This window comes from Varibaculum sp. GTC20041, assembly GCF_055387755.1.
Genome location: NZ_AP041144.1, coordinates 235,938 through 258,921 on the forward strand (window position 1 = coordinate 235,938; position 22,984 = coordinate 258,921).

At 52.4% G+C, this 22,984-nt stretch carries 15 protein-coding genes; 12 read left to right on the forward strand and 3 right to left on the reverse strand.

The window, feature by feature from the left end; genetic code table 11:
• Positions 1-3 precede the first annotated feature (3 nt).
• The 8 genes from ACZ5BI_RS00925 to ACZ5BI_RS00960 all read left to right on the forward strand — a co-directional run bounded on the left by ACZ5BI_RS00925 (position 4) and on the right by ACZ5BI_RS00960 (position 12,338).
• Positions 4-708 (forward strand): hypothetical protein, encoded by a 705-nt coding sequence (locus ACZ5BI_RS00925; protein WP_316085841.1) that lies wholly within the window; start codon positions 4-6, stop codon positions 706-708.
• Between the two features lie 113 nt (positions 709-821).
• Positions 822-2,102: a phosphopyruvate hydratase gene (gene eno / locus ACZ5BI_RS00930; protein ID WP_278611367.1), complete on the forward strand. Its 1,281-nt coding sequence runs from the start codon at positions 822-824 to the stop codon at positions 2,100-2,102.
• Between the two features lie 445 nt (positions 2,103-2,547).
• Complete coding sequence (locus ACZ5BI_RS00935; RefSeq protein ID WP_464896422.1) at positions 2,548-5,343, forward strand: GDSL-type esterase/lipase family protein; 2,796 nt, start codon at positions 2,548-2,550, stop codon at positions 5,341-5,343.
• Complete coding sequence (locus ACZ5BI_RS00940; protein ID WP_464896423.1) at positions 5,340-6,308, forward strand: hypothetical protein; 969 nt, start codon at positions 5,340-5,342, stop codon at positions 6,306-6,308. Before ACZ5BI_RS00935 ends, ACZ5BI_RS00940 begins: the two co-directional genes overlap by 4 nt.
• Positions 6,309-6,339: 31 nt before the next feature.
• The gene (locus ACZ5BI_RS00945; protein WP_464896424.1) at positions 6,340-10,002 is read left to right on the forward strand and encodes a hypothetical protein; all 3,663 of its coding nucleotides are present in this window, start codon (positions 6,340-6,342) and stop codon (positions 10,000-10,002) included.
• A 75-nt stretch (positions 10,003-10,077) separates the two neighbouring features.
• Positions 10,078-10,686, forward strand: a complete 609-nt coding sequence (locus ACZ5BI_RS00950) for an FtsB family cell division protein (protein ID WP_238128424.1) — start codon at positions 10,078-10,080, stop codon at positions 10,684-10,686.
• Positions 10,683-11,210: a DUF501 domain-containing protein gene (locus ACZ5BI_RS00955; RefSeq protein WP_316086608.1), complete on the forward strand. Its 528-nt coding sequence runs from the start codon at positions 10,683-10,685 to the stop codon at positions 11,208-11,210. Before ACZ5BI_RS00950 ends, ACZ5BI_RS00955 begins: the two co-directional genes overlap by 4 nt.
• A gap of 129 nt (positions 11,211-11,339) precedes the next feature.
• On the forward strand, positions 11,340-12,338 hold the full coding sequence (locus ACZ5BI_RS00960; protein ID WP_316086609.1) for a Ppx/GppA phosphatase family protein: 999 nt from the start codon (positions 11,340-11,342) through the stop codon (positions 12,336-12,338).
• Positions 12,339-12,405: 67 nt separating this feature from the next.
• On the opposite strand, the gene ACZ5BI_RS00965 is transcribed toward ACZ5BI_RS00960, so the two are convergent.
• The gene (locus ACZ5BI_RS00965) at positions 12,406-14,148 is read right to left on the reverse strand and encodes a dolichyl-phosphate-mannose--protein mannosyltransferase (RefSeq protein WP_316098123.1); all 1,743 of its coding nucleotides are present in this window, start codon (positions 14,146-14,148) and stop codon (positions 12,406-12,408) included.
• Between the two features lie 37 nt (positions 14,149-14,185).
• On the opposite strand from ACZ5BI_RS00965, the gene rsmI reads away from it, so the two are divergent.
• From rsmI to ACZ5BI_RS00985, 4 genes are read left to right on the forward strand one after another with little or no spacing between them, the layout of a single operon-like run.
• Positions 14,186-15,034, forward strand: a complete 849-nt coding sequence (gene rsmI, locus ACZ5BI_RS00970; RefSeq protein WP_464896425.1) for a 16S rRNA (cytidine(1402)-2'-O)-methyltransferase — start codon at positions 14,186-14,188, stop codon at positions 15,032-15,034.
• A 52-nt stretch (positions 15,035-15,086) separates the two neighbouring features.
• Positions 15,087-16,889, forward strand: coding sequence for a methionine--tRNA ligase (metG, locus tag ACZ5BI_RS00975; protein ID WP_316086779.1), 1,803 nt, complete (start codon positions 15,087-15,089; stop codon positions 16,887-16,889).
• Between the two features lie 26 nt (positions 16,890-16,915).
• Positions 16,916-18,490 carry a sialidase family protein gene (locus ACZ5BI_RS00980; RefSeq protein ID WP_316098120.1) on the forward strand — a complete coding sequence of 525 codons (1,575 nt, stop codon included), beginning with the start codon at positions 16,916-16,918 and terminating at the stop codon, positions 18,488-18,490.
• 21 nt (positions 18,491-18,511) lie between these two features.
• Complete coding sequence (locus tag ACZ5BI_RS00985; RefSeq protein WP_316098119.1) at positions 18,512-21,148, forward strand: ATP-dependent helicase; 2,637 nt, start codon at positions 18,512-18,514, stop codon at positions 21,146-21,148.
• Between the two features lie 145 nt (positions 21,149-21,293).
• On the opposite strand, the gene ACZ5BI_RS00990 is transcribed toward ACZ5BI_RS00985, so the two are convergent.
• Complete coding sequence (locus ACZ5BI_RS00990) at positions 21,294-22,292, reverse strand: malate dehydrogenase (protein WP_238128418.1); 999 nt, start codon at positions 22,290-22,292, stop codon at positions 21,294-21,296.
• 254 nt (positions 22,293-22,546) lie between these two features.
• Positions 22,547-22,984, reverse strand: coding sequence for a GtrA family protein (locus tag ACZ5BI_RS00995; RefSeq protein WP_278608397.1), 438 nt, complete (start codon positions 22,982-22,984; stop codon positions 22,547-22,549).

The following is a 22,984-nucleotide window of genomic DNA, read 5'->3' on the forward strand; positions in this document are numbered from 1 at the left end:
CTTATGAATAACAAAGTTCTTCGAGTTATTGGTATTTGCGCCGGCACCGCCCTGCTCGGGATGGGGCTTAGCGGATGTTCCAACGCTGAAACCGCGAAAGATGGTTTTCCGGTCGAACAGGTGGCAGCTGAGATTAATGCGGCCACTCCCACTGATGAACAGCGCGTATCCTATATGCAACAGATGCGTTCCCAAGTTCAAAAACAGTTGGGAACTGAAGTGTATCCGCAAGCTGTTTGGGATTCCCTAGAGCGCGGCGAGATACCGTCCCAATACCTTGCCTCTTGGGCATCCGCGATGAAGGTCGCCAGGGAAGAATTGCGTAACCAGTCTGGATATACCGATGCGGATATTAATAAGTGGCTGGCTGCCGAAGCTGGGGTAGCAGGCATTAAGCAGGCAGACTTTTCTACGGATACCCTAGATTTCTGGCGGCTACAAAAGTTGTCTAGTGATCAGCAACAGGGGAAGTTATCTGCGGATTTAGCAAAGCGAATTCAGCCGAAGCTCCTGGCGGCGCAAAAACAGGGTGACAAGCAGGCTGCGGCTTTGAAGATTAACGCCCTCTTAACTCAGGCATTGTCGAATACTACCGGGATCCAGGTGCTAGAACCTGATTTGGGTGCCGGAGTGAAACTGCAAAGTTTTGCCAAGGTGGAGCAAATGCTGCAAAGGCAAATGCCGCAAGGTTCGCAGCCGGCTAAGTAAACATTTTTCTTTCCGTCTGTGCCTAAAGATAGGGACTTTTGCAACCTGCTGACGTCCTTTACTTCCAGTAGACTGTAATTAAGTGATCAACAAAATCTATAAGGAGCGTGACCGTGTCACTAATCGTTGCTATTAATGCCCGTGAAATTCTTGATTCTCGGGGAAATCCCACCGTTGAGGTGGAAGTATTGTTGGATTCGGGTGCTTCTGCCCGTGCTTCCGTTCCTTCCGGGGCTTCTACCGGCGCTTTTGAAGCCGTGGAACGTCGGGATGGCGACAAAGGTCGTTACCTGGGTAAAGGCGTTCAGGATGCGGTTAATGCCGTAATGGATGACATTGCCCCAGAGCTAATCGGTGAAGATGCTTTTGATCAGCGCGCTATCGACCAGATGATGATGGATTTGGATGGCACTGCTAACAAAGGCAAATTGGGTGCTAACGCTATTTTGGGTGTTTCTTTGGCTGTTGCTCATGCCGCCGCCGAGGAAGCAGGGGTGTCCCTCTTCAAGTACCTGGGTGGCCCCAATGCCCACGTGCTGCCGGTTCCGATGATGAACATTTTGAACGGTGGTTCTCACGCTGACTCCAATGTGGATATTCAAGAGTTCATGATTGCCCCTATTGGTGCTGACTCTTTCGCGGAAGCTCTCCGTATGGGCGCCGAGGTGTACCACACTTTGAAGGGCGTTATTAAAGATCGCGGTCTATCGACCGGCCTGGGTGACGAGGGCGGTTTCGCCCCCAACCTGGACTCCAATGCGGAAGCTCTCGACCTGATTTGTGAAGCGATCAAGAAAGCTGGATACGAGCCGGGTAAAGATGTGGCTTTGGCTCTGGATGTGGCTTCTTCCGAGTTCTTCAAAGATGGCAAGTACCTGTTCGAGGGCGAGCCTCGCGACACTGATTACATGGTGAAGTACTACGATGAACTAGTCGCCAAGTACCCGATTGTTTCTATCGAGGATCCGCTATCGGAGGACGAATGGGATGCTTGGAAGGCTTTGACCGAGCATATCGGTGACAAGGTTCAGCTGGTTGGCGATGACCTGTTTGTAACCAACCCGGAGCGTCTGGCTCGCGGCATTAAAGAGGGCGTAGCTAACGCTCTACTGGTGAAGGTGAATCAGATTGGCAGCCTGACTGAAACCCTACAGGCGGTTGAAGATGCTCACCGCGCCGGTTACAAGTCCATGACTTCTCACCGCAGTGGCGAGACCGAGGACGTAACTATCGCTGACCTGGCGGTAGCCACTAACTCTGGTCAGATTAAGACCGGTGCTCCGGCACGCTCCGAGCGGGTAGCGAAGTACAATCAGCTGCTCCGTATCGAGGACGAACTGGGCGACGCTGCGGTATATGCTGGGCGGAACGCATTCCCGCGTTTTAAAGCCTAGTTTGCAATGCCTATACAGCTGATAGGCGATTAGCTCAAAACATCCGGGGTGGGTCGAAAGATTTTTCTTTCGACCCACCCCTTTTTTTGTTTTTAGGCATTAGGGCACCGATAAATCTGTTCGTTTTATTCACGCGATGTGCGTTCGCGCGAACGCGTTGTCGGGTTTCTTCGGAATAATCCCGGATTTCCCGCTATTGAAACGGAATCAAAACAGAAGTTAAATACCTTCACTCGTGCGGGTAAAAAGTGTTGATAGCATTGTGGGGTAATCATGCGCTTTTGGGGTTTACCCCAAAAGTAAGGTTAGAGTTAGACAAGTAATAAGCAAGGAAGCCAAAGACCAACTAACTCGCTACCGAATCTCGCAGGATAGACGTTTAGAGCGTTAATTTTTTCGCGATTAATCTAAACGAGCAGCGGGTAATGAAGAATACTGGGGATATATGAAGATGAAGAAGTCTTTAGCGGCAGCTAGCGTAACTTTAGCGATGCTTTTTTCTGCTATTGGGCTGGGGTCTTCTACCCCAGCCGGAGCTGCTACTGTTTCCGCTGCGAACTGGGCAATGCCCACACAGGTTAAAGCCAATATTCCTGAAAATACCGCTTCTGCAGCTAACCAATCCTTAGCTGATTGGGAAAAACTACAGGCAAAATTGAGGCAAGAAAACCCTATTTCCTGGCTATTTACTGGTGATTCCATAACTCATGGCGCTAATACCAGTGAAGGGCTGCGGCGCTTCAGCGAGTATTTCAACTCTTATCTACATTCGACCCCCATTAATAGAATAGGACGCACTAACGATTTAGTGATGAACACCGGGGTGGCTAACTCGACTACCCGGTATTTGCGTCAAGCTTTCCAACAATCTGTCCTTGATAAAGGTGCTGACGTAGTCTTTTTGGCTCTGGGGATGAATGATTCGGTAAATGCCCCTACCAAGGAACGGGTTGAACAAAATACTTACCGACAAAATCTCGAATACTTTATCGACCAGATTCGCGCCTCCGGGGCAATTCCGGTTTTGCAAACCCAAAACTATCCTACTGACGGGCGACATGCCTCTTTCGATGCGTGGATGGACACTGTCCGGGAGGTGGCAGCAGAAAAGAAAGTGATTCTGCTGGATGTCCAAAAGTTCTGGCAAACCGAGCACGCGTCAGATAACTCTGACGGCTGGATGCAAGGCGATGGGGTACATCCCAGTGCGCAAGGCTATCTGGAGTGGGCAAAATTCCTGGTAAAGCAGTTGAATATTTGGAATGAAGATTCAGCGCTAGCCAATACTTCCAAAGCATATGTAGAGCGTTACGGAAGTCCCCTCACCGACGTGCCAGTGACGCAAAACGTACCCGAAGTGTTAAAGAAACAGCCCCCACACCCGGCAAACCTGGTGTTCAATCACGCCCAGACCACCAGTGAATCTTGCTCCCCGCAGATAAAGGATGACCAAGCCGCTCAGGTAGCATCCTTTGGAAAACAGAACTTTACGGTGCGTTTCAAAGCCACCTCTACTCAGACCGGAACCCTTATTTCCTTTGCTGATAAGGATTCTAATCTGCAGCTGCGCCTAGATATCGCGGAGGGTGGAAAGTTTAAGGTTCAGCGTCAATTCAAAACCGGTAAGCTTGACGGTTTCACTTTACAAAATCCCATCGTCGCTGACGGAAAATTCCATACTGTCAGCGTAAACATTACTGACGGTACTGCCGACTACTATCTTGACGGGGTAAAGGTACTGCCGTTGAAAGGTGCGGGAGTTGCCGGCGCTAACGCCCTCACCTTAAATAACTTCTCGGTAGATTATGTAACCTTGTGCGCAGCGCGGGTGGGTGCAAATCCCACTCCCGAGAGCTCATTTTCCGGGGTATTAGATTATGTCGCGGTTTCGGATCAAGTGTTGAGCGAACAGCAAATAGCCGAACAAGCCGGTGCCGCTACGGTTAATTCGGTGATTTCTCCCTTTATCCATAATGCTAAGGGCGACCCCAACACCTGGGTATTTTTAGGTTCGGACACTATCTATGGGGGCGAGGGCGATATTTCCGCTAAATCCGCCACCGAAGTTTTTGACGAAGTGGTGAGCTGGGAATGTAACGGTAATAGTTGTGACAATAACCCTAGCGGGCTGCAGCTTGCCGCTCGCTCGCGTTTCGTAGTGAATTCGTCCTATCCGGGGCAGACCACCGCCAAAATGCTAGCCGCATATGACAGCCAGGTAAAACGACATAAGCCGCAGGTGCTATACCTGATGCCCGATGCGCTAAATCCCGCCGGGCAGCCCTATGAAACGCTTGACAGTTTTAAGAGCAATATCAAACAGCTGGTTGCCCAGGCGAAGGCAGACGGAATCCGCGTGGTGCTAGTTACGCCTGCCGAAGCCAGTGCCGAGGTAGACAAATACGCCGACGCAATGTTACAGCTAGCTGCTGACGAGGAAGTACCGGCAATTGACGCCCATCAATACTTTCAAAAGCTGCAAGCAAAGAACCCCAACTATGGTGACATTGTCGATAGTCAGGGCAGCTTGAATCACAAAGGACAGTTACTGCTAGGCAAGTTCTTGCTGAAAGAATCGGGGATTCCCGCTCCCAATGGGCGCAGAATCGCCGCTTTGAACTACTACGATCCCACAGCCAAACTGGTAACCCCGGCGGCTTCTTCAAATGTTGATGGCGCAGATCAAGACCCGGTTAGCTGCAGCGTAAAGCCCTCTGGAATGGTTAAACCGCAAGAGGGCGTGCGCTATACAGTGACTGTAAATGGTAAAGAAATAACTCCCCAATCTGGTGGGACGTTCACCTATGATTACGGACAAACTCTGCGTATCAAAGCCGAAGCAGCAGCGGGATACGTCATTTCTGCCGGGGTGCAAACAATCTGGAGCTGGACTGCGCCTACTCGGGAAAACTTGGATTGCGATAAACCTGAACCTCCGGTGGTAGATCCCAGCCAGCCCGATAAGCCCGGTGAGGGCGAAACTCCAGGCCCCGGTGGTGACACTCCTAAACCGGAAGCTACTGATAAACCAACGGATAAACCTAGCGGTAACCCCGGAAAGGCTAACCCGACTACGCCAGGTTCCTTAGATAAGTCGAAGAATCGCCCTCAGCAGCAATCCTCCGCTAGCGACGTTACCGCAGGTAATCTTGCCCGCACCGGTTCTTCCCCCTGGGGGTATCTGCTTGCGGCCGCGTTATTTGCGGGTGCGGGGGTAGCACTACGCTTTAAACGCCTATGAAATCGCGCGCCGGCAAATCTGCGTTAGCCAAAAATCAGTTAAAGGATCAGCGTAAACGGCTCACTAGGTTTCCTGGGGGGAGGCTGGCGTCTGCCGCTTTACTTATCGGGATAGCGCTTTGTGTTCTAGTGGGGACTGTTATCTGGGCTGTGGGGATACCTCGCTCAGATACCGAAGCGACAAAAGAAAAACCTCAACTGCCAGGGGTAACTATCGCCGGGCAAAAGGTGGGCGCTGCCGAGTTTAAATACGCCCTCTCAGAGGTTAAATCCCAGGCGGTAGCGGCTTGCGCCGGCGAAGAAAGCTCTATTGGCGCTGACTTTTGGCAAAAAAATCAAGCTAAATGTACCCGCCTAACCGCTGCCCCTACTGCTAGCTCCGAGAACGAACGTAAACAGCTGGTAGTGCAAAAAGCGTATTCGCCTGCCAGTAAAAAGTTTTGCGCGAGCGCCCGCAAACCGGCTGAATATGCTGCTTGCCAGGCTGTGCATTTACTAGAAGGACAGCACGCTGCCTATAGGCAGGCGGTGCTAGGGGGACAAATGAACACCCCCACCTGGGAAGAGGCGCTGCAGTCTTGGCGAGAGGGTAGCTCCCCTAGTGACGACGCAACGGTCACGCGGAATCAGAGTTTCGAGGGCGAGCAACCTGGTTTATCGGTTTATCTTTCGAAATATGTCAGCGGTTTGCGCGACCAATATATCAATGCTGAACAAGCCCCAGGGATGAGGGTTAGTGACCGACAGGTTAAAGATCACTATTTGGCTAACGCCTGGGATTTTGGTGAAGAAATTGCTAAGCTTTCCTCGGAAGAAGAAAAGTGGAAGATTATCTCACCCAGCGTCAAAGTTGATCTTCGTACCCAGATTTATTACGACTTGTTGGCTCAGCAGGTTCAGGGTATGGATACGGTGATAAATCAAGAAAGCGTAGTTGCTTTCGTTAAAGACACTTTCAGTAAATAGAGCTGGTTACCCAGCAGGCGATAGGGGAAAGATGAACCTGAAGAAACTTGCTAAAGCTACCGGTATCACAGTGCTTGCCACCAGTTTGGTTGCCCTGTCTCAGTTGCCGGCAGTAGCTGCCCCGGTGCAGGCGGAAATTATTCCTGCCACTACCTATTACGTGAGTGCAGCGGGTAATGACGCTAATGATGGAAAATCTGAGGCTAAACCCCTTAAGACCTTGGATGCTGTCAATAAACTGACTCTGCATGCCGGTGACAAGATTCTGTTAAAACGTGGGGATGTCTTTAACAACCAGCATCTGTGTATCAGTGGCGATAAATCCTTCAAGTTTAATGACGGCACTACCTGCGCCTACCAGGTAGATAGTGATGGAGCGCCCCTGGTGATTTCGGCATATGGTGAGGGTGCTAAACCGGTAATTGCCGCTAATGGCCAGGGACAGTGGAAACTGGACTATGGTTTGACCTTGGGGCACAGTCAGCATTATCTGGCTAAGGATGCAGTTTCTTCTACCGTAATGCTAAAAGATACTGAAAATATCGAGCTTAGCGACCTAGAAATCACCAATAAACGGCTTGAAGATGGCAGCGGAAAAGAAAATGGGTGCGCCTATAACGATAACTGCGCCCTTGACCGCACCGGGATTGCCGGGATCGCTCAAAACCGGGGAACTTTAGATCATGTGGTGTTAAAGAACCTTTACGTCCATGATGTGAAAGGTAATATCTACAATAAACACAGTGTTAATGGTGCGATTTATTTCAGTTCCCTAATCGCCAGCGACCAGATGAAACCAGCTGCCGAACGTAAGGCTCCGGGATTTAAGCCTGCCTTGGACAAACCGGAGAAAGGATATCCCCGGTTTAATGACTTACAGATTATCAATAACCGGGTAGAAAACTCCGGACGCTGGGGGATAGCCGCTGTTTACAGTGCTTACGCCAGCGTTGCCGTTGATGGTCGTATTCAGATTCCTGATGAGGTCATCACCAAGTATGGTTCCACAAATGTGGTAATCAGCAATAACTTTATTAAGAATATCGGTGGTGACGCGATTACCGCCATGTACGGGTATAAGCCGGTAGTTGAAAGCAATGTAGCCACCGAGATTGCTACCCAGATGAACACTACCGATTATCTTTTTGCGAAAGATACTCCCGGAAAATTTGCTAAGACGGGAGGGCGCGTAGCTGCCTCCATTTGGCCGTGGAAATCAAAAGATGCCGTATTCCGCTTCAACGAGGGTTTCAATACCCAAAATGCCGATAAAGGTAACGGTGACGGAATGCCCTGGGATGCGGACTCAGGCGACGGTACCGTCTACGAGTACAACTATTCTGCCAATAACTCTGGCGGAACGGTGATGTTCTGCGGAGATCAGGCAGCAAACTCCACCTTCCGTTTCAATATTGCGCAAAACGATTCCCTCGGGGCGCTTTCACCAACTTTTTGGGTTCCAAGCTATAGCGGAAAGTATCCGAATGCGCATGTTTACAACAATACTTTCTATTTGAAATCAGGATCCTCGATTTTGCACCCTGCGCAAGCTCAGCAAGGAACGATGAAAGTAGAAAATAATATTTTCTACAATATGAGTGACCAACCCCGCACTGAATCTTGGAATCCCCTAGGGCATATCACCTGGAATCCAAAAGATATTGATGGGAATGCCAAGGTAACTTACTCGCATAACCTTTACTACAACTACGCTAACTATCCCGCTAGCGACCAGAATCCCGTAAAAGTAAGTAAAGGCAGCGCAGTCCTGGCAGATCCCGGGAAAGCTCCCAGTGATGCTGCCACTGACATGAAAGCACACCCTCACTATTTCCCCGGGTTAAGTTATGCCGCAGCGGATGCCAAGACCACGGTCTTTGATGGTTACAAGCTAGCCGCTAACTCGCCAGCAATTGGGAAAGGTAAAGGAATAACTGACGATAACGGCTTTGCTTTAGGTACTGATTTCTTTGGTCGCACTGCCAACACCTTTGATATTGGGGCAGTCTCTACCGATCAAAAACCGCTCCCGCCAGCAACCGTTACCGATAGCGCGAAACTGGTTAGCACCACCTATCAGGTAACTGACGGACAAACCGTACCCAGCAAGAATGGTGCCTATAAAGCAGGAAATACTATCCACGTTCCCTCAACTGAAAAGAGTCCCAGCACCATCGCGGAAGTGCTCTCTAACCTAACTGTAGAGGGTAAAGCGCAAATAGTTGATACTGCCGGTAACGCTCAGGCAGAGGACGCACTGGTGGCAGCGGGAATGAAGCTAAAGATTACCTCTTTAGATGGCAAAGTTACCAGCGAGTTTCCGCTGTCTATAGATAACGTGTATAGCTGGCTGGATGACTACACCCATAACGTGCAAGGCAATGTCTGGTTTGGGCAAAAGCAGACAGGTGCTAATGGTAAATGGGTAAATATCGATAAAGCTGACCCTGCATGGCCGAACTGGCAGGTAGACGGGTATTACGGGCCGGGTATTAACGGGGCTCAACTAGCTCCCGCCGACCGGAGCGCTCTTAACGGTTTGCTTTCTGATTCCCCGACATCGGCGGGCGCAACCGCAATGGCGTGGCGGGCTCCCAAGACCGGTTATATTACTTTCAAAGTTAAGGACGCGGCGGCAGGTAAACCTGCGGAACCATTCTTGCGTCAAGGGGATGCTACCGGCGGGACAGTCACCGTGAAACTGCTGGTTAATGGAAGTGAAAAACGTTCTTTGACTTTAGCAAAGAAAGATATTCGCCCGGATGGAGAATTTAATTTCACCGCCAATGACGCGAATGCTTTACAGGTTTCTAAAGGGGACTTTGTGCGGGTAGTTGCCGAATCCACCGGCAATCCCGCCCAACCATCAATGTTCGTCAGCCCCACTATCACCTATATTGATCGCACAGTAGATACGGAAGTTATCCCCGTGAAACCGGGAACTACTACTGGCGAACCCGATACTCCAACTCCGGGTCAAAATCCGCAAACCGATAAAGGATATGTGGAAGGTAAAGTTCCAGGTTTTGCCCTGAGTCTTACAGGAAACGAAGTTAGCGGTAAAGTGACTTTGCCGCAGGTTGAAGGTATCGAATATCTGGTTAATGGAGCCGCGTTAGCTGATAGCTACCCGGCCGGCCCCGTAGTTGTGACTCTAAAAGCGAAAGCCGGTTACAAACTGGGAGAAAGTGCCACCACTGAATGGAAATTCACGGTGCCAGCCACCCCTGAATTTGCCAGTGAGGCTGGAAATCTTCAGATTCCCACCACTGTCGGCGTGAGCTATGACGCGCAAAATCAGGCGGTGGCTCCCGGTAAATCGGTGACAGTAACCGCTACCGCTAGTGATGATTATTCATTTGCGGCTACCCGCGCGGTGAAGTGGACATTTACCGCTGACCAGAAGGACGATCCCAAGCCAGGAACTGACCCCGAGAAACCCGGTACTGACCCCGAAAAGCCGGGTACTGAACCCGAGAAACCGGGAACAGTGCCCTCGGATAATCCGACTCAGCCTGACAGCGGAACAGTCGCTGATGGGAAGAAACAAAACCCCAACAACCCGACTACAGCGGTCAGACAGAATCGGGGTTCCCTGGTTAATACTGGTAGCCTGGCAGGCATGGCAGGCATCGCAGCTTTAACGCTTGGGGCTGCGGGAATGGTGATTGTTCGGCGACGTGCTCGGGAGTAATAGCAATCGCGCTGAATACTCGACCTCTCAGAATGCCGGAGCGCTATTTGTCAATAATGATGAAATAATGAAGGCGTGAAGTCTCCGCAACCGCCTAAAAGTGTACAAAGAGAGAATACCCGCAAGCAGGGCTCTGCCTTCCGGTCAGTTTCTCCTTTGGTGCGCACCGCTAAGCGCAATCGGGGACGTTCCCCGATGGTTAAAGCGGCAAACCGGCGGGTCAAAGTAGGTTCACGCTTTTCGGTAACCGTGGGTAGCATCCTGGTGGTAGCCTCCATATTTTTGCTACTGGTGGGGGCGCCCTTGTTTGACCTGGTAAGCCAGCTGGAACAACGTAACAAGGTACATGCACAACTGGTGGCGGCGAAACAAGAAAACCGAGAACTGCATAAAGAATTAGAGTTGTGGGATAACTCAGACTATCTAACCCAGCAGGCGCGCGAGCGCCTCGGTTACGTAAAACCGGGTGAAACCCGCTATGCGGTGGTGGATCCCGGCAAAGACTATCAGGCACGCCAGGAAGCAAAACTAGAGAAACTGCCGGCTCGCCCCTGGTACTTAGAAGTAACCCACTCGGTGAAAATGGCGGGGCAAAGCACAGCCTCTAAAGAATCCTCGACTCAAACTCGTCCGCAACCCGCCCCGGGAGCCACCCCTCAACAAGAAACGGCAAAAAAGAAATGAGTTTTGAACTTGACGAAGCCACCCCTGCCGACCTGGAAACCTTATCTTCCCAGTTAGGGAGGATTCCTCGGGGGGTAGTGGGAGTCGCTGCGCGCTGCGTATGCGGCCGGCCCGCGGTAGTGGCAACCGCTCCGCGCCTAGAGGATGGTTCTCCGTTTCCTACGACCCTGTATTTGACCCTCCCCAGTTTGGTGCGCTCCCTATCCACCTTGGAAGCCTCCGGGAAAATGGCTGACTATCAGCAATTACTGTCCGAGGATGAAGATGTCGCTAAGGCGTATCGCCGCGCTCACGTCTCCTATATCGAAGCTAGAAACGCCCTAGGTGAAGAAACTGGAATTGGACAAGTCTCAGAAATTGCGGGTATCAGCGCAGGCGGAATGCCCGAACGGGTCAAATGCCTACACGCCCTCGCTGCCCAAACCCTCGCTTGCGGCAAAAAAGCAAACCCCATCGGTGACTTAGCGCTAGCTGACCTGAAAGCCGCCGCCCTGTGGGACAGCGAGCACTGCTACTGTGAATAGTCGCTGGTTTTCCCATCGATAATCGGGTGCGTCTAGGCATCGCTATCTCGGCAAGAAATACCTTCGACCCATAGTTTTCATTCAACTCTCCTGTTAGTCAGGAATCTGAATCCGTGAAAATATAGGGCTATGGCATTAGTTGCAGGTATTGATTGTGGCACCAACTCGATTCGTTTAATCATTGCTCGCCGGGAGAATCCCAGCGAGCCGCTGACCGTTCTATCTCGAGAAATGCGGATAGTGCGCCTGGGAGAGGGGATCGATAAAACCGGGCAGTTCGCACCGGCAGCCCTAGAACGCACCTTTACCGCCACAGAAGAATACGCACAGATTATCGCCAAATCCGGGGTGGACAAGATTCGTTTCGTTGCCACCTCCGCCAGCCGGGACGCGAAAAATCGGGAGGAGTTTTTCACCGGGATTAAGCAGCGCCTAGGGGTAATCCCCGAGGTGGTTTCCGGAGACGAAGAAGCAACCCTATCCTTTTCGGGTGCTACCTCCTCCTTTAAAGACGAGGACGAGCCGGTACTGTTGGTAGATATTGGGGGCGGGTCTACCGAGTTTGTTTTAGGGCAGCGCGGGCAGGTAATAGACACCATTTCCACCAATATGGGTTCGGTGCGTATATTTGAACGCTACCTGGCGCCGGTGATTGCCGAGGCTAAACGCGGGGACGGCTCCCTAGATCCCCGCCAGACTCCCGGCATGGCGAAAGCCCTAATAAAAGCCACTTCCGCCATTGATGAGCTGATAGATGAAGCAGATAAAAAACTAGGGTTAGACCGCGCTCGCACCCTGATTGGGGTGGCCGGAACGGTCACTACCATTACCGCCCACGCCCTCGGCTTAGAAGAATACCAGCCCGAAAAAATCCATGGCTCGCGGATCACCCCCGCGCAAATGCTGAGCTCGTGTAACTGGATGATGAATCAGCCGGTTACAGCGCGCGCCGCCCTCGGCTATATGCCCACCGGGCGCGCCGATGTTATCGGCGCAGGTGCGCTGGTATGGTCCCGAATTATTGAACGGGTAAACGGGGAAATCGAGGCAGACGGATCCGGATTAAAAGAAATTCTTACCTCCGAAACTGACATATTAGACGGCATCGCCCTGTCGCTCTTGCCCTAGGGTTTTAGCGAGCTTCCTCCTATTAAACAGCAGAGATAAAGGCGGTACAGACGGGGTGAGGGGCGCCCTAAATCCAGGAGCTAAACCACATACGCCAACCCCAATGTGAATAGGGAATCGGCATCCCGCTAACCACCGGGTAGAAGAATAGCGCGACTAGTAGAATCACGATAACCAGGGCAATCCCCATCGAAACCGCGATATCGGGAGTGCGCCGCGACGGGGCAACTAGCTGATCTCGGCACGCTAGCAGCGGCTCGGGGTATGGCCGCAATAACCCCAGGAAGAGCCCGATCAGATAGGTAACGGCTAAAGCTAGGAAGGGAGTGAGCACCACCATATAGAACATAAAAATGGTGCGATACCAGTACAACAGCCAGGGTGCCCACAGTCCCAGGTAGCCGACCAGGATTACTCCCGCCCGCCAGTCACGGCTAACGAACGTACAGTAAATAATCACTGCCAGGGCGATTACTCCTACCCACCACAGCATCGGGTTACCCAGTGAAGACATGGCTTCCACCGTGAAATCTCCGTTATCGCCATGCGGTTTTTCAAAAAGCATCGAGGTAGGGCGCTGATTAATCAGCCATTGCCAAGGATAGGACTGGTAGGGGTGTTTACTGGTTACCCCGGTATGGAAGGTCATTACCTCACTCATATAGGTGACGTAATCAGAAATCGGATCTAACCAAGAGGAATCTCCGGCTGCGGAGGCCGTCTTCCCATGGCCCCAGGCATCAGGGTGAGTAAACCAGTTCCACCAGTTCAGTAAATACACCCCGAAGGCTACTAAGACTAGCTGTGCGAACGCCGGTAGACCTCCCCGGACAATCGCCCCCAGCCAAGCACGTTGCTTACCCTTAATGCCGGGATACTGCTTGCTGAGCGCGCTAGGGGATATCCGCAGCACCGAAAGCCGTAAAGTGAGATCCCGCAAGAACACGAAAATACCGCACACTGCCAACAGGTAAAGTCCGGACCATTTCACGGCGCAGGCACATCCTAGCCAGACCCCTGCTGCTACCAGCCACCAGCGCACTCCCGCCAGGTCGTTGCCCAGCTCGGCTCCCAACAACTCGCGAACCATCCTGCGACGCACCTGTAGCTGGTCATAAACCACGCACAGCACCCCAGCCAGGCAAAACACGGCTAAAATCCCATCTAAGAGTCCTACCCGCGAGAGGGAAATCGCCACCCCATCGGTGGCGATAAAAATCCCGGCAATCCCGGTGAGAATCCAAGAGTCAAATAGTGCCCAAGCTAGGCGGCAGGTTAGATACACCAAAATAATCCCGCAGATAGCGGCGGCGATCCGCCAGCCGAAAGGATTGGACCAACCGAAAAGCTTCATCCCCAACCCAATAATCCATTTACCCAGGGGAGGATGCACTACGAATGCGGGATCGGCAGTGGCCGCCGCAAAATCCCCGGCTGCGAACTTAACGTCCCCGCCTTTGGGCCAGTTAGTTTCGTAACCAAAATGCCACAGAGAATAGGCATCTTTTACATAGTAGGTTTCATCGAAAATCAGTTTGCGGGTGGCTCCCAGGCGGGGCAAGCGCGCGATGGCTGCGATCGCGCAGGCGATAACGGTAACTATCCAGGATCGCTGGTTGTCGATTACCTCTTTGTCTCGCCGTCCGCGCCATCCGCGCAGGTAGAGCCGAGGCAGTGAGGTAACAGATGTCCACGAAGGTGCAGGTGGACGCCTGCGTCGGGATTTAGGCTTTACCTTGTCGCTTGTCGTCAAAGTTTTTCGTGCCGCTGCCGGTGGGGGCGGAGCGGGACGTCCAGGCATTGCTTGCATGTATTCGATATTATCCGGATAGGGCATAATTGTGAGAGTGGAACAGTTTTCCTGGGATGCAGGTGTCATCGCTTTAGCGGCAACCCCGATTGGTAATCTCGCTGATGCTACCCCTCGCCTGATTAGCGCCTTTGAACAGGCAGATTTGATTGCAGCCGAAGACACCCGTCGCACCGGGCTGCTACGCGAACGCTTGGGGGTAGCAAGGCGTGCGCCCTTAGTTTCTTGCCATGAACACAATGAACAGGCGAAAGCTGAACAAATAGTTTCTTGCGCCGAGCGCGGTCAACGCGTTCTGTTGGTAACGGACGCGGGAATGCCTACGGTTTCTGACCCCGGATATGTGATTGTACAGGTGGCAATAGCGCGCGGGGTACCACTGACGGTACTGCCTGGCCCTTCTGCGCCGCTGCTCGCCCTCGCCCTCTCCGGGTTGCCTACGGATCGCTTTTGCTTTGAAGGGTTTTTGCCGCGCAAACAAACTGCGCTCAGGCGGCACTTAGAGGAGCTTTCCGGCGAGGAACGCACCATGATTTTCTTGGAATCCCCTCGGCGTTTAGCAGCAACTTTGGAGGCACTAGCCCAGGTTTTTGGCGCTGGTCGCCGAGCTGCAGTCTGCCGGGAACTCACCAAGATGCACGAGGACGTGTGGCGGGGCAGTCTTAGCGAACTTAAAGAAAAAGCGTCCGAGGTGCGCGGAGAAATCGTACTGGTGGTGGCAGGAGCCGCGCCGCAGACCCCCTTGACGCCCACGGAAGCAGTGGGGCTCGTCCTTGGCCGGGTAGAGGACGGCGAAAGACTAAAAGATGCGGCTAAAGCCGTAGCCGCCCAAAGCGGTCTCAGTTCCAAGGCGCTTTATAACCAGGCGCTTGCGGAGCGAAAATAACCAGGTCTTTAGGGATATTTTGCTTCCGGCAATGGGGCATTAGGATAGAGGTATGACTCATGTTTTATCCGCTGTTGCTTGGCCCTACGCCAACGGTCCGCGCCATATTGGGCACGTAGCCGGTTTTGGTGTCCCCTCCGATGTTTTCAGCCGCTATATGCGAATGGCGGGACATGAGGTGTTAATGGTGTCGGGAACCGATGAACACGGTACCCCGATTTTGGTGCAGGCAGAGGCAGAAGGGATCTCCCCCCAAGAACTTGCCGACCGCAACAACCGGCTAATCGTAGAAGATTTGGTGAACCTGGGGCTATCCTATGACCTGTTCACCCGCACTACTACCGGAAATCATATTGCGGTTACTAAAGCCATGTTTGCGCAGGTACGGGCCAATGGCTACCTGATTGAAAAGCGAGCCATGGCCGCGATTAGTCCCTCCAGTGGCCGGGCGCTCCCGGATCGCTATATCGAAGGTACCTGCCCGCTGTGTGGAGCTGACGGAGCCCGCGGGGATCAATGTGACAACTGCGGTAAACAGCTCGATCCCATCGATTTGATTGACCCAGTTTCAAAAATCAATGGGGAAACCCCCAAGTTTGAGGAAACCTCCCACTATTTCCTGGATCTTCCCGCGCTCGCGGACGCCCTCGGGAAATGGCTCGATGAACGCGAGGCCTCGGGGACTTGGCGACCCAACGTGATTAGGTTTTCCGAGAACATTTTGGCGGAAATTAAGCCCCGCGCTATGACCCGCGATATTGACTGGGGGATTCCGGTTCCCGGTTGGGAAGACCAACCCAGCAAACGCCTATATGTGTGGTTTGACGCAGTGGTGGGATATTTATCTGCCAGTATCGAATGGGCACGGCGCACCGGTCAGCCAGAACGCTGGCGGGAATGGTGGAATGACCCGCAGGCACGTTCCTATTACTTTATGGGCAAAGACAATATCGTTTTCCACTCCCAGGTTTGGCCAGCGGAGCTCCTCGGATATAACGGCGAGGGCGAGCGTGGAGGTCAGCCCGGTGAAATGGGGCGGCTCAACCTGCCCACCGAAGTGGTTTCTTCGGAATTCCTGACTATGGAGGGCAAGAAATTCTCGACCTCTAAATCCGTGGTGATTTATGTGCGGGATATGCTTTCGCGCTACCAGGCCGATGCCTTACGCTACTTTATTTCCGCAGCTGGCCCGGAAAATCAGGACGCGGATTTCACCTGGGCAGAGTTCGTGCGCCGCACTAATGACGAATTGGTTGCTGCCTGGGGTAACTTGGTTAATCGGGTGGCTTCGATGATTCATAAACGGGTGGGAGCGATTCCTCAGCCCGGACAGTTACAACCCGAAGATAAACAGTTATTAGACCAGGTTGAAACCGGATTTGCTGAGGTAGGACAGCTGATTGCCACTCATCGGCAAAAGGCAGCGCTGCAGCAGATTATGCATCTGGTGTCGCTAGCGAATCAATACGTAGCCGCTACCGAGCCCTTCAAATTGAAAACTCCAGAGACTCAGGAGCGCCTGCACACGATATTGTGGGTATTAGCGCAGGTGATTGCGGATCTGAACCTGATGTTTTCGCCGTTCTTACCGTCCTCGGCTAATGCCATTGACCGGGTATTTGGTGGGCAAGGGGATATTGCCCCCATGCCTCGTATTGAAGAAGTTAAAGATTTAGACCAAACTAGAGAAGACGGTTCAGATTTCATCTACCCCATTATTACGGGCGATTACGATGACGTTCCACATTGGGGAAGGCATGAAATTCAAATCGGAAGGTCAGTTTCTAAACCCAAACCCGTGTTTCAGAAGCTGGAACCTGAGATTATAGAAGAGGAATTAGCCAGGCTCGCTTAGGAGCCGCGGCATAAAGGAGAACGTACGTGGCTGGGTTTTGGCAACGCTTGAAAAGACTCTTTAGAGGGTCTTCTGCTCGTGACGACGAGCGCGAGTCCCGCCTGCCGTTGGCCTTGGAAAGCGCTGATAAACAAGCGGATAAATCTGAGGGCGAACGGACAGTTTACGAATCATCCGGGGTTGTGATTTTAGAAGACGACACGCTATCTGATAATCAAAGCGAGGAAGTATCTTCTGAATCTGCCGCGTCGAGCTCAGCGGCAGAAAAAGCAGAACAACCTGCGAGCAGTTCCCAGGAACAGGCCGCGGAATCGTCCACACCTGACTCGGTAGCTCCGGTGGAAAATACCGCCAGCGAGGAAAAATCCGTCCCCGACTCGGACACCTCTAACTCCCAGCCTGCAGCCCAGCAAACAAACACCTCTACGACCCCTGCAGAAGATAACGAAGATAACTTACCAGAGACTCCGGTGGAACCTGTAGTGGAGCCAGGTAAGAAACTGCCGGTGCACGGGGTGAAAACTGCCGACATCTGTGCAACTAGTGACCAGGAAACCTACGGGGCTCCCGCTATTGACCGCACTCCGGGACGCAAACTAATTTTGGCATTTGAAAAGCACCCTGCGAATGGACATACCCAGGTGTGGTATACCCGCAGCCGGGATCATGGAATCAGTTGGGAAGAACCCCGTATTCTCTTCGACCAAGAAACTTACACTGATTCTGGTCAGTCTTTCACTGACCCCCAGATAATCATTTCCCAGGTCACCGGGCGGGTTTTTATCGCCGTAACTACCCGCAGTGATGATGATGAATCCCAAAACCATATCGCGGTTGCCTTAAGTGACGACGAAGGTGATACCTGGCGATACCGCGATTTGACCAGCCTAGTTGACGGTGATCAAAGTTGGGTTTCCCGGCGTACCGCACATGGACACGGAGTGCAGCTGCGCCACGGGATTTGGACCGGCAGGCTCGCCTATGTGGCAGTAGCCACCGATGCTGACGGTAAACGAGGCGCGGTAGCGGTTTGTTCCGATGACCAAGGAATATCCTGGTGGGCAGGTAAATTTGCTGGTGAAAAGGTTGTACAGGCTACGATTACCGAGCTTTCCGATGGGAAATTGGTAATGGGCTGTATTGAAGAAACCGATCAGGGATTCACTTTCAACGCGTATGCCTCCGCTGATGGTGGCCGCAGTTTCACCGAGCATTTAAATAAAAAGGCTTTGGGCAATACCCTACCAACAGCGGTGGAGCGGGCATTCTATTCTGCCCCCGAACACACCGAACAATCCCGGGTAATGTTGGCAGTGGCGCGCAACCAAAACGGACAGGGAACTGTACGTTCCATGTTTGATTTTGCTTCCGAACTTTTAGGGATTATTCCCTTTACCTCTAAGCCGGTCAATACGCTAGATGTGGTGTCTTTGGAAGATATACGGATTGTCACGATTGCCTACGAGACTGACTCCGGTATTTCGGTGGCGGCATTTTGCATCGATGCCCTGTCCCTGAAATATCTTGCAGTTGGTTGGAACGCCACTGAGAAAGAGCAAAATCAAGTCTTGCGACATGCCGGTTTGCTTTCTCGCAGGTAAATATCCAGATATACAGGTTTAATGATAGATTTTAACGCCCTTTTTTCTGCCGATACCCCCACCTCTCAAACCCTGCTTCCCGGCGCAGTTGCGGTCGGTTCGCAGCCGTCCGCGCCCCCTGCTCCCTCCGATCCGAAAGAAATTGTTTCGGGTTTGAACGAGCCCCAGCGGCAAGCCGTTGAGCATCAAGGCCTGCCGCTGCTGGTGATGGCGGGAGCCGGATCTGGGAAAACCCGGGTTTTAACCCGCCGTATTGCCTATCTGTTGGCTACCGGCAGGGCGTATCCCTCGCAAATCTTAGCCATTACCTTTACGAATAAAGCGGCTGCAGAAATGCGAGAAAGGGTTAGTTCCCTGATCGGACCACAAGCGAGCCAAATGTGGGTGTCAACTTTTCACTCCGCTTGCGTGAGAATCTTACGCCGCTACGCCGAGGCTGCTAACCTTAAGTCTTCTTTCACGATTTACGATCAAGCGGATGCTACCCGTTTGGTTTCCATGATTCTAAAAGAGCTACAACTTGATCCCAAGCGATTTCCAGCTAAGAAAATTCAAAATCGAATTTCTGATTTAAAGAACTCCCTGATAGATCCGGACACCTACCTCGCGAGTGCGGGTCTGGGGCCAGATGCCGAGGTAGTGGCGAAGGTATACCCGACGTATCAACATCGCCTAAATGCAGCTAATGCCCTAGATTTCGATGATTTGATTATGCGTACGGTACAGTTGTTCCAGACGAATCCCCTGGTGCAGGCGAGTTTTTGTCACCGTTTCCGTCACGTGTTGGTTGACGAGTATCAAGATACTAACCATGCACAATACGTACTGGTCAAGTTGCTATCTGGGGTAGCCGGTGCGGCAATTAACCAACCGGAACAGCTAGAGGGCGAGCCAGTCACTGCCGCGGAGCTAACGGTAGTTGGAGATTCCGACCAGTCCATCTACGCTTTCCGGGGCGCCACCGTGCGCAATATCGAAGAATTTGAAAAGGATTTCCCCGGGGCACGCACTATCTACCTGGAACAAAACTACCGTTCCAGTGGGAATATTTTGGCGGCGGCCAACGCGGTGATTTCGCATAACCAGAGTCGGCACAAGAAAAAGTTATGGACAGATTCGGGCGAGGGCGAAAAAGTCGGAGTACGGATATCTTCCGCTGATCGCGACGAAGCGCTTTCCGTAGTAGAAGAAATTAATAATCTGGTAGGTGCGGGATATAACTACGGTGATATTGCGGTCTTTTACCGGATAAATGCGCACTCGCGCCTCCTGGAAGAAACTTTAACCCATGCGGGGATTCCCTACCGGATTATTGGCGGTACCAAGTTCTATGAACGTAAAGAAATCAAGGACGCGATCGCCTATTTGCAGCTGGTGGTAAATCCCGATGACACGGTGTCTTTTACCCGCGTGATCAACACTCCTAAACGTTCCTTGGGTGACAAGGCGCAAGCAGCATTGCAGGCCGCGGCGAATACTTATGATGTTTCCCTAGGGCGGGTGGCAGCTTTAGTATGGCTACAGGAGCTGGGGGAAGAGCGCCCTCGGGCGGCTGCGGATAACAACCTTTCGGGGATGAGTGAATCAGTGTCCGATAACGCCGAGATTAGCGGACTTACTCCCCGGGCGCGCACCAGTATCGCTCAGTTTTGGGATTGTTTAGTTTCTGCCCGGCAATCCTATGTCGAGGGCGCGCCGTTGAAGGAAAGCTTGCAGACGGTACTGACCGAGTCGGGATATTTGAAGTCCTTGGAGGGATCTAAAGATCCCCAGGACGGGGTACGCTTAGATAACCTTTCGGAGTTCTATAACGTGGCTTCCCAGTTTAGCGAAGATGAACCGGAAGGCACTTTGGTGGATTTTTTGGAGCGGGTGGCCCTGGTGGCCGATGCGGATCAACTTCCGGGTGACCAGCGAGGACAGGTTACTCTGATGACCGTACATATGGCGAAGGGTTTGGAGTTTCCGGTGGTGTTTGTGACCGGATTAGAGGAAGGGACTTTCCCGCATTCTCGCGCCTTGGGAGAAGCCGGGGAAATGGCGGAAGAAAGGCGTCTCGCCTATGTGGCGATTACTCGCGCGCAGCAAAAAGTATATTTGACAGCCGCCCACAACCGACAAATGTGGGGAGAAACCCGCTGGCAGCCGCTTTCTCCATTCTTGCTGGAGGTTCCGACCGAGTTAATGGATCAACCCGACCAGTTAAGTAAGAGTAACGGACAGTTTGAATTTTCCTTCGATACCTCTTCTTCTTGGAGCTCCGGGAGCAGTTGGGGGAGCAGTTCTCGCGGACGTAAAAATAGTTCTGGGTACCGCAGTCGCGGTGACAGTAACTACCAGTATCGAAGTGGCAAGTATCGGGATGAGGACGCCGCCGGGCCGGCATTCGGAGCAGGAGGAACCGGTAAGATTTCGCGGCGCGAAACCGGGAAAGTGAAACGTCTGGGAACCGATTTGGGGGCACGTACCGATGCCAATGCTTCTATTGGTAAAGCCGTCGAGGTCGGCACCGGAGATCGGGTGCGCCACGATAAATTTGGGGAAGGTACGGTGATCGCCATTGAAGGGCGGGGGCGTTCTAAGAGCGCCAAAGTAGAGTTCGCGGGGGGAGTAACCAAGCGGCTCTTGCTACGTCTAGCGCCGATGGAGAGAATCTAGCCGAAAGTCGGCTCCGAGTTACTATCTTGCACTAGGCAAGCGTTTTTCGATTCTTAACCATAAAAAACTCGGGGGTTGGACGAGACGTCCAACCCCCGAGCAAATTTCTCCCCCTGCCCGCTGGGTAGAGAGGACAGAAAAAGTTTTAGAGGATTCCCAGTTCCTTAACGGTAGCGATTTCCTCTTCAGCGGCCTTCGCGTTAGCCACGATATGCTGCTTGGTCTTTTCGGGGAGCTCTAGACCTTCCACTACCTGGTACTGTCCGTCCTTGCAGATTACGGGCATACCGTAGATGAGGCCTTCGGGAACTCCGTATTCTCCGTGAGAGGGGCCGGCGAAAGTAGACCAGTCGCCCTCGGGAGTACCTAGAGCCCAGGTGTGCATATGGTCGATAGCCGCCGAAGCCGCCGAAGCCGCCGAAGAAGCGCCCCGAGCCTCGATAATGGCAGCGCCGCGCTTAGCTACGGTAGGTACGAAGTAGTCGTCCAACCAAGCCTCATCAACCAGTTCCGGAGCCGGTTTGCCGTCTACAGTGGCGAAGGTGAGGTCAGGGTATTGATCAGCAGAGTGGTTGCCCCATACGATCATCTTCTTGATGTCTTTGACCGCAGCGCCAGTCTTTTCTGCCAACTGGGAGATAGCGCGGTTGTGATCCAGGCGCATCATAGCGGTGAAACGCTCTGCCGGTACATCCGGAGCCGACTTAGAAGCAATGTAGGCGTTGGTGTTCGCCGGGTTGCCGACTACCAGTACGCGAATGTCATCGGCAGCATTATCGTTAATAGCTTTGCCTTGCGGGCCGAAAATGCCACCGTTGGCGGCTAGCAGGTCTGCCCGTTCCATGCCTTTACTGCGGGGGCGAGCTCCCACCAAAAGGCCATAGGAGCACCCGGCGAAGGCCTGGTTGGGGTCATCGTAAATATCTACCCCTGCCAGTAGCGGAAATGCCGAGTCGTTAAGTTCCATTGCGGTTCCCTCTGCAGCTTTAACTGCCTGCGGGATTTCCAGTAGGTTTAACTTTACGGGCTGATCGGGGCCCAGCATAGCGCCCGAGGCGATACGGAACAGGAGGGCGTATCCGATATTACCGGCGGCGCCAGTAACGGTAACGGTAACAGGTTTCTTGCAGCAGCATTCTGCCATGTGATTCTCCTTCGATGAGAATTGTTTTCCTACCGACCGCTCCCGGTCGGTCAAGCCAACTAGACTTATGTTTCAACCCTAACGCTTTAAGGTGGTATCTGCCACTAAAAGATTTCTTTAAAATAGCTATATAAATGCAGGAAGTAAGGTGCCTCTCGATATCGAGAAATCTTTCTCGACCCTTAGTCCTAACTGGGCGCGCCTGCCTGATATTTTTTCTAGGCTCGTCTTCAAAGAAACTTCGGTAACTAACGTTATTTCTTACCGGTAAAAATCAGATGTTCGTAAAGGAAGAACCGTAAAATAGTTCCCAAAATCAGTCCGATAATATTGGCAGAAATATTATCAGCAAGCAGCGAGGTGAGCCCCAGAAGGTAGTGGCTGACACCCAGGCAAATTACTGCAGGTACCATTCCAAGCACGTTAACTACCGCGAAGCCGATGAATTCTTGCAGGCGGTTATCGGTGCGTTGACTGCGGAAAGTCCATTGCCGATTTACCACCCAAGAAAATACGGTGGCTACCGCGGCGGCTAAGATTTTAGAAGTCAAGGGGTGAGAAGCAAGCCAACTGACCATTAGCAGGTTGAAAACCGACACATCAACCAGGTAGTTCATCCCGCCTACCAGGCAGAACTTAATAATTCTAGTCAGGCGTCCCGGGGCAGCCAGATAGGTGTATAGTTTTCCCAC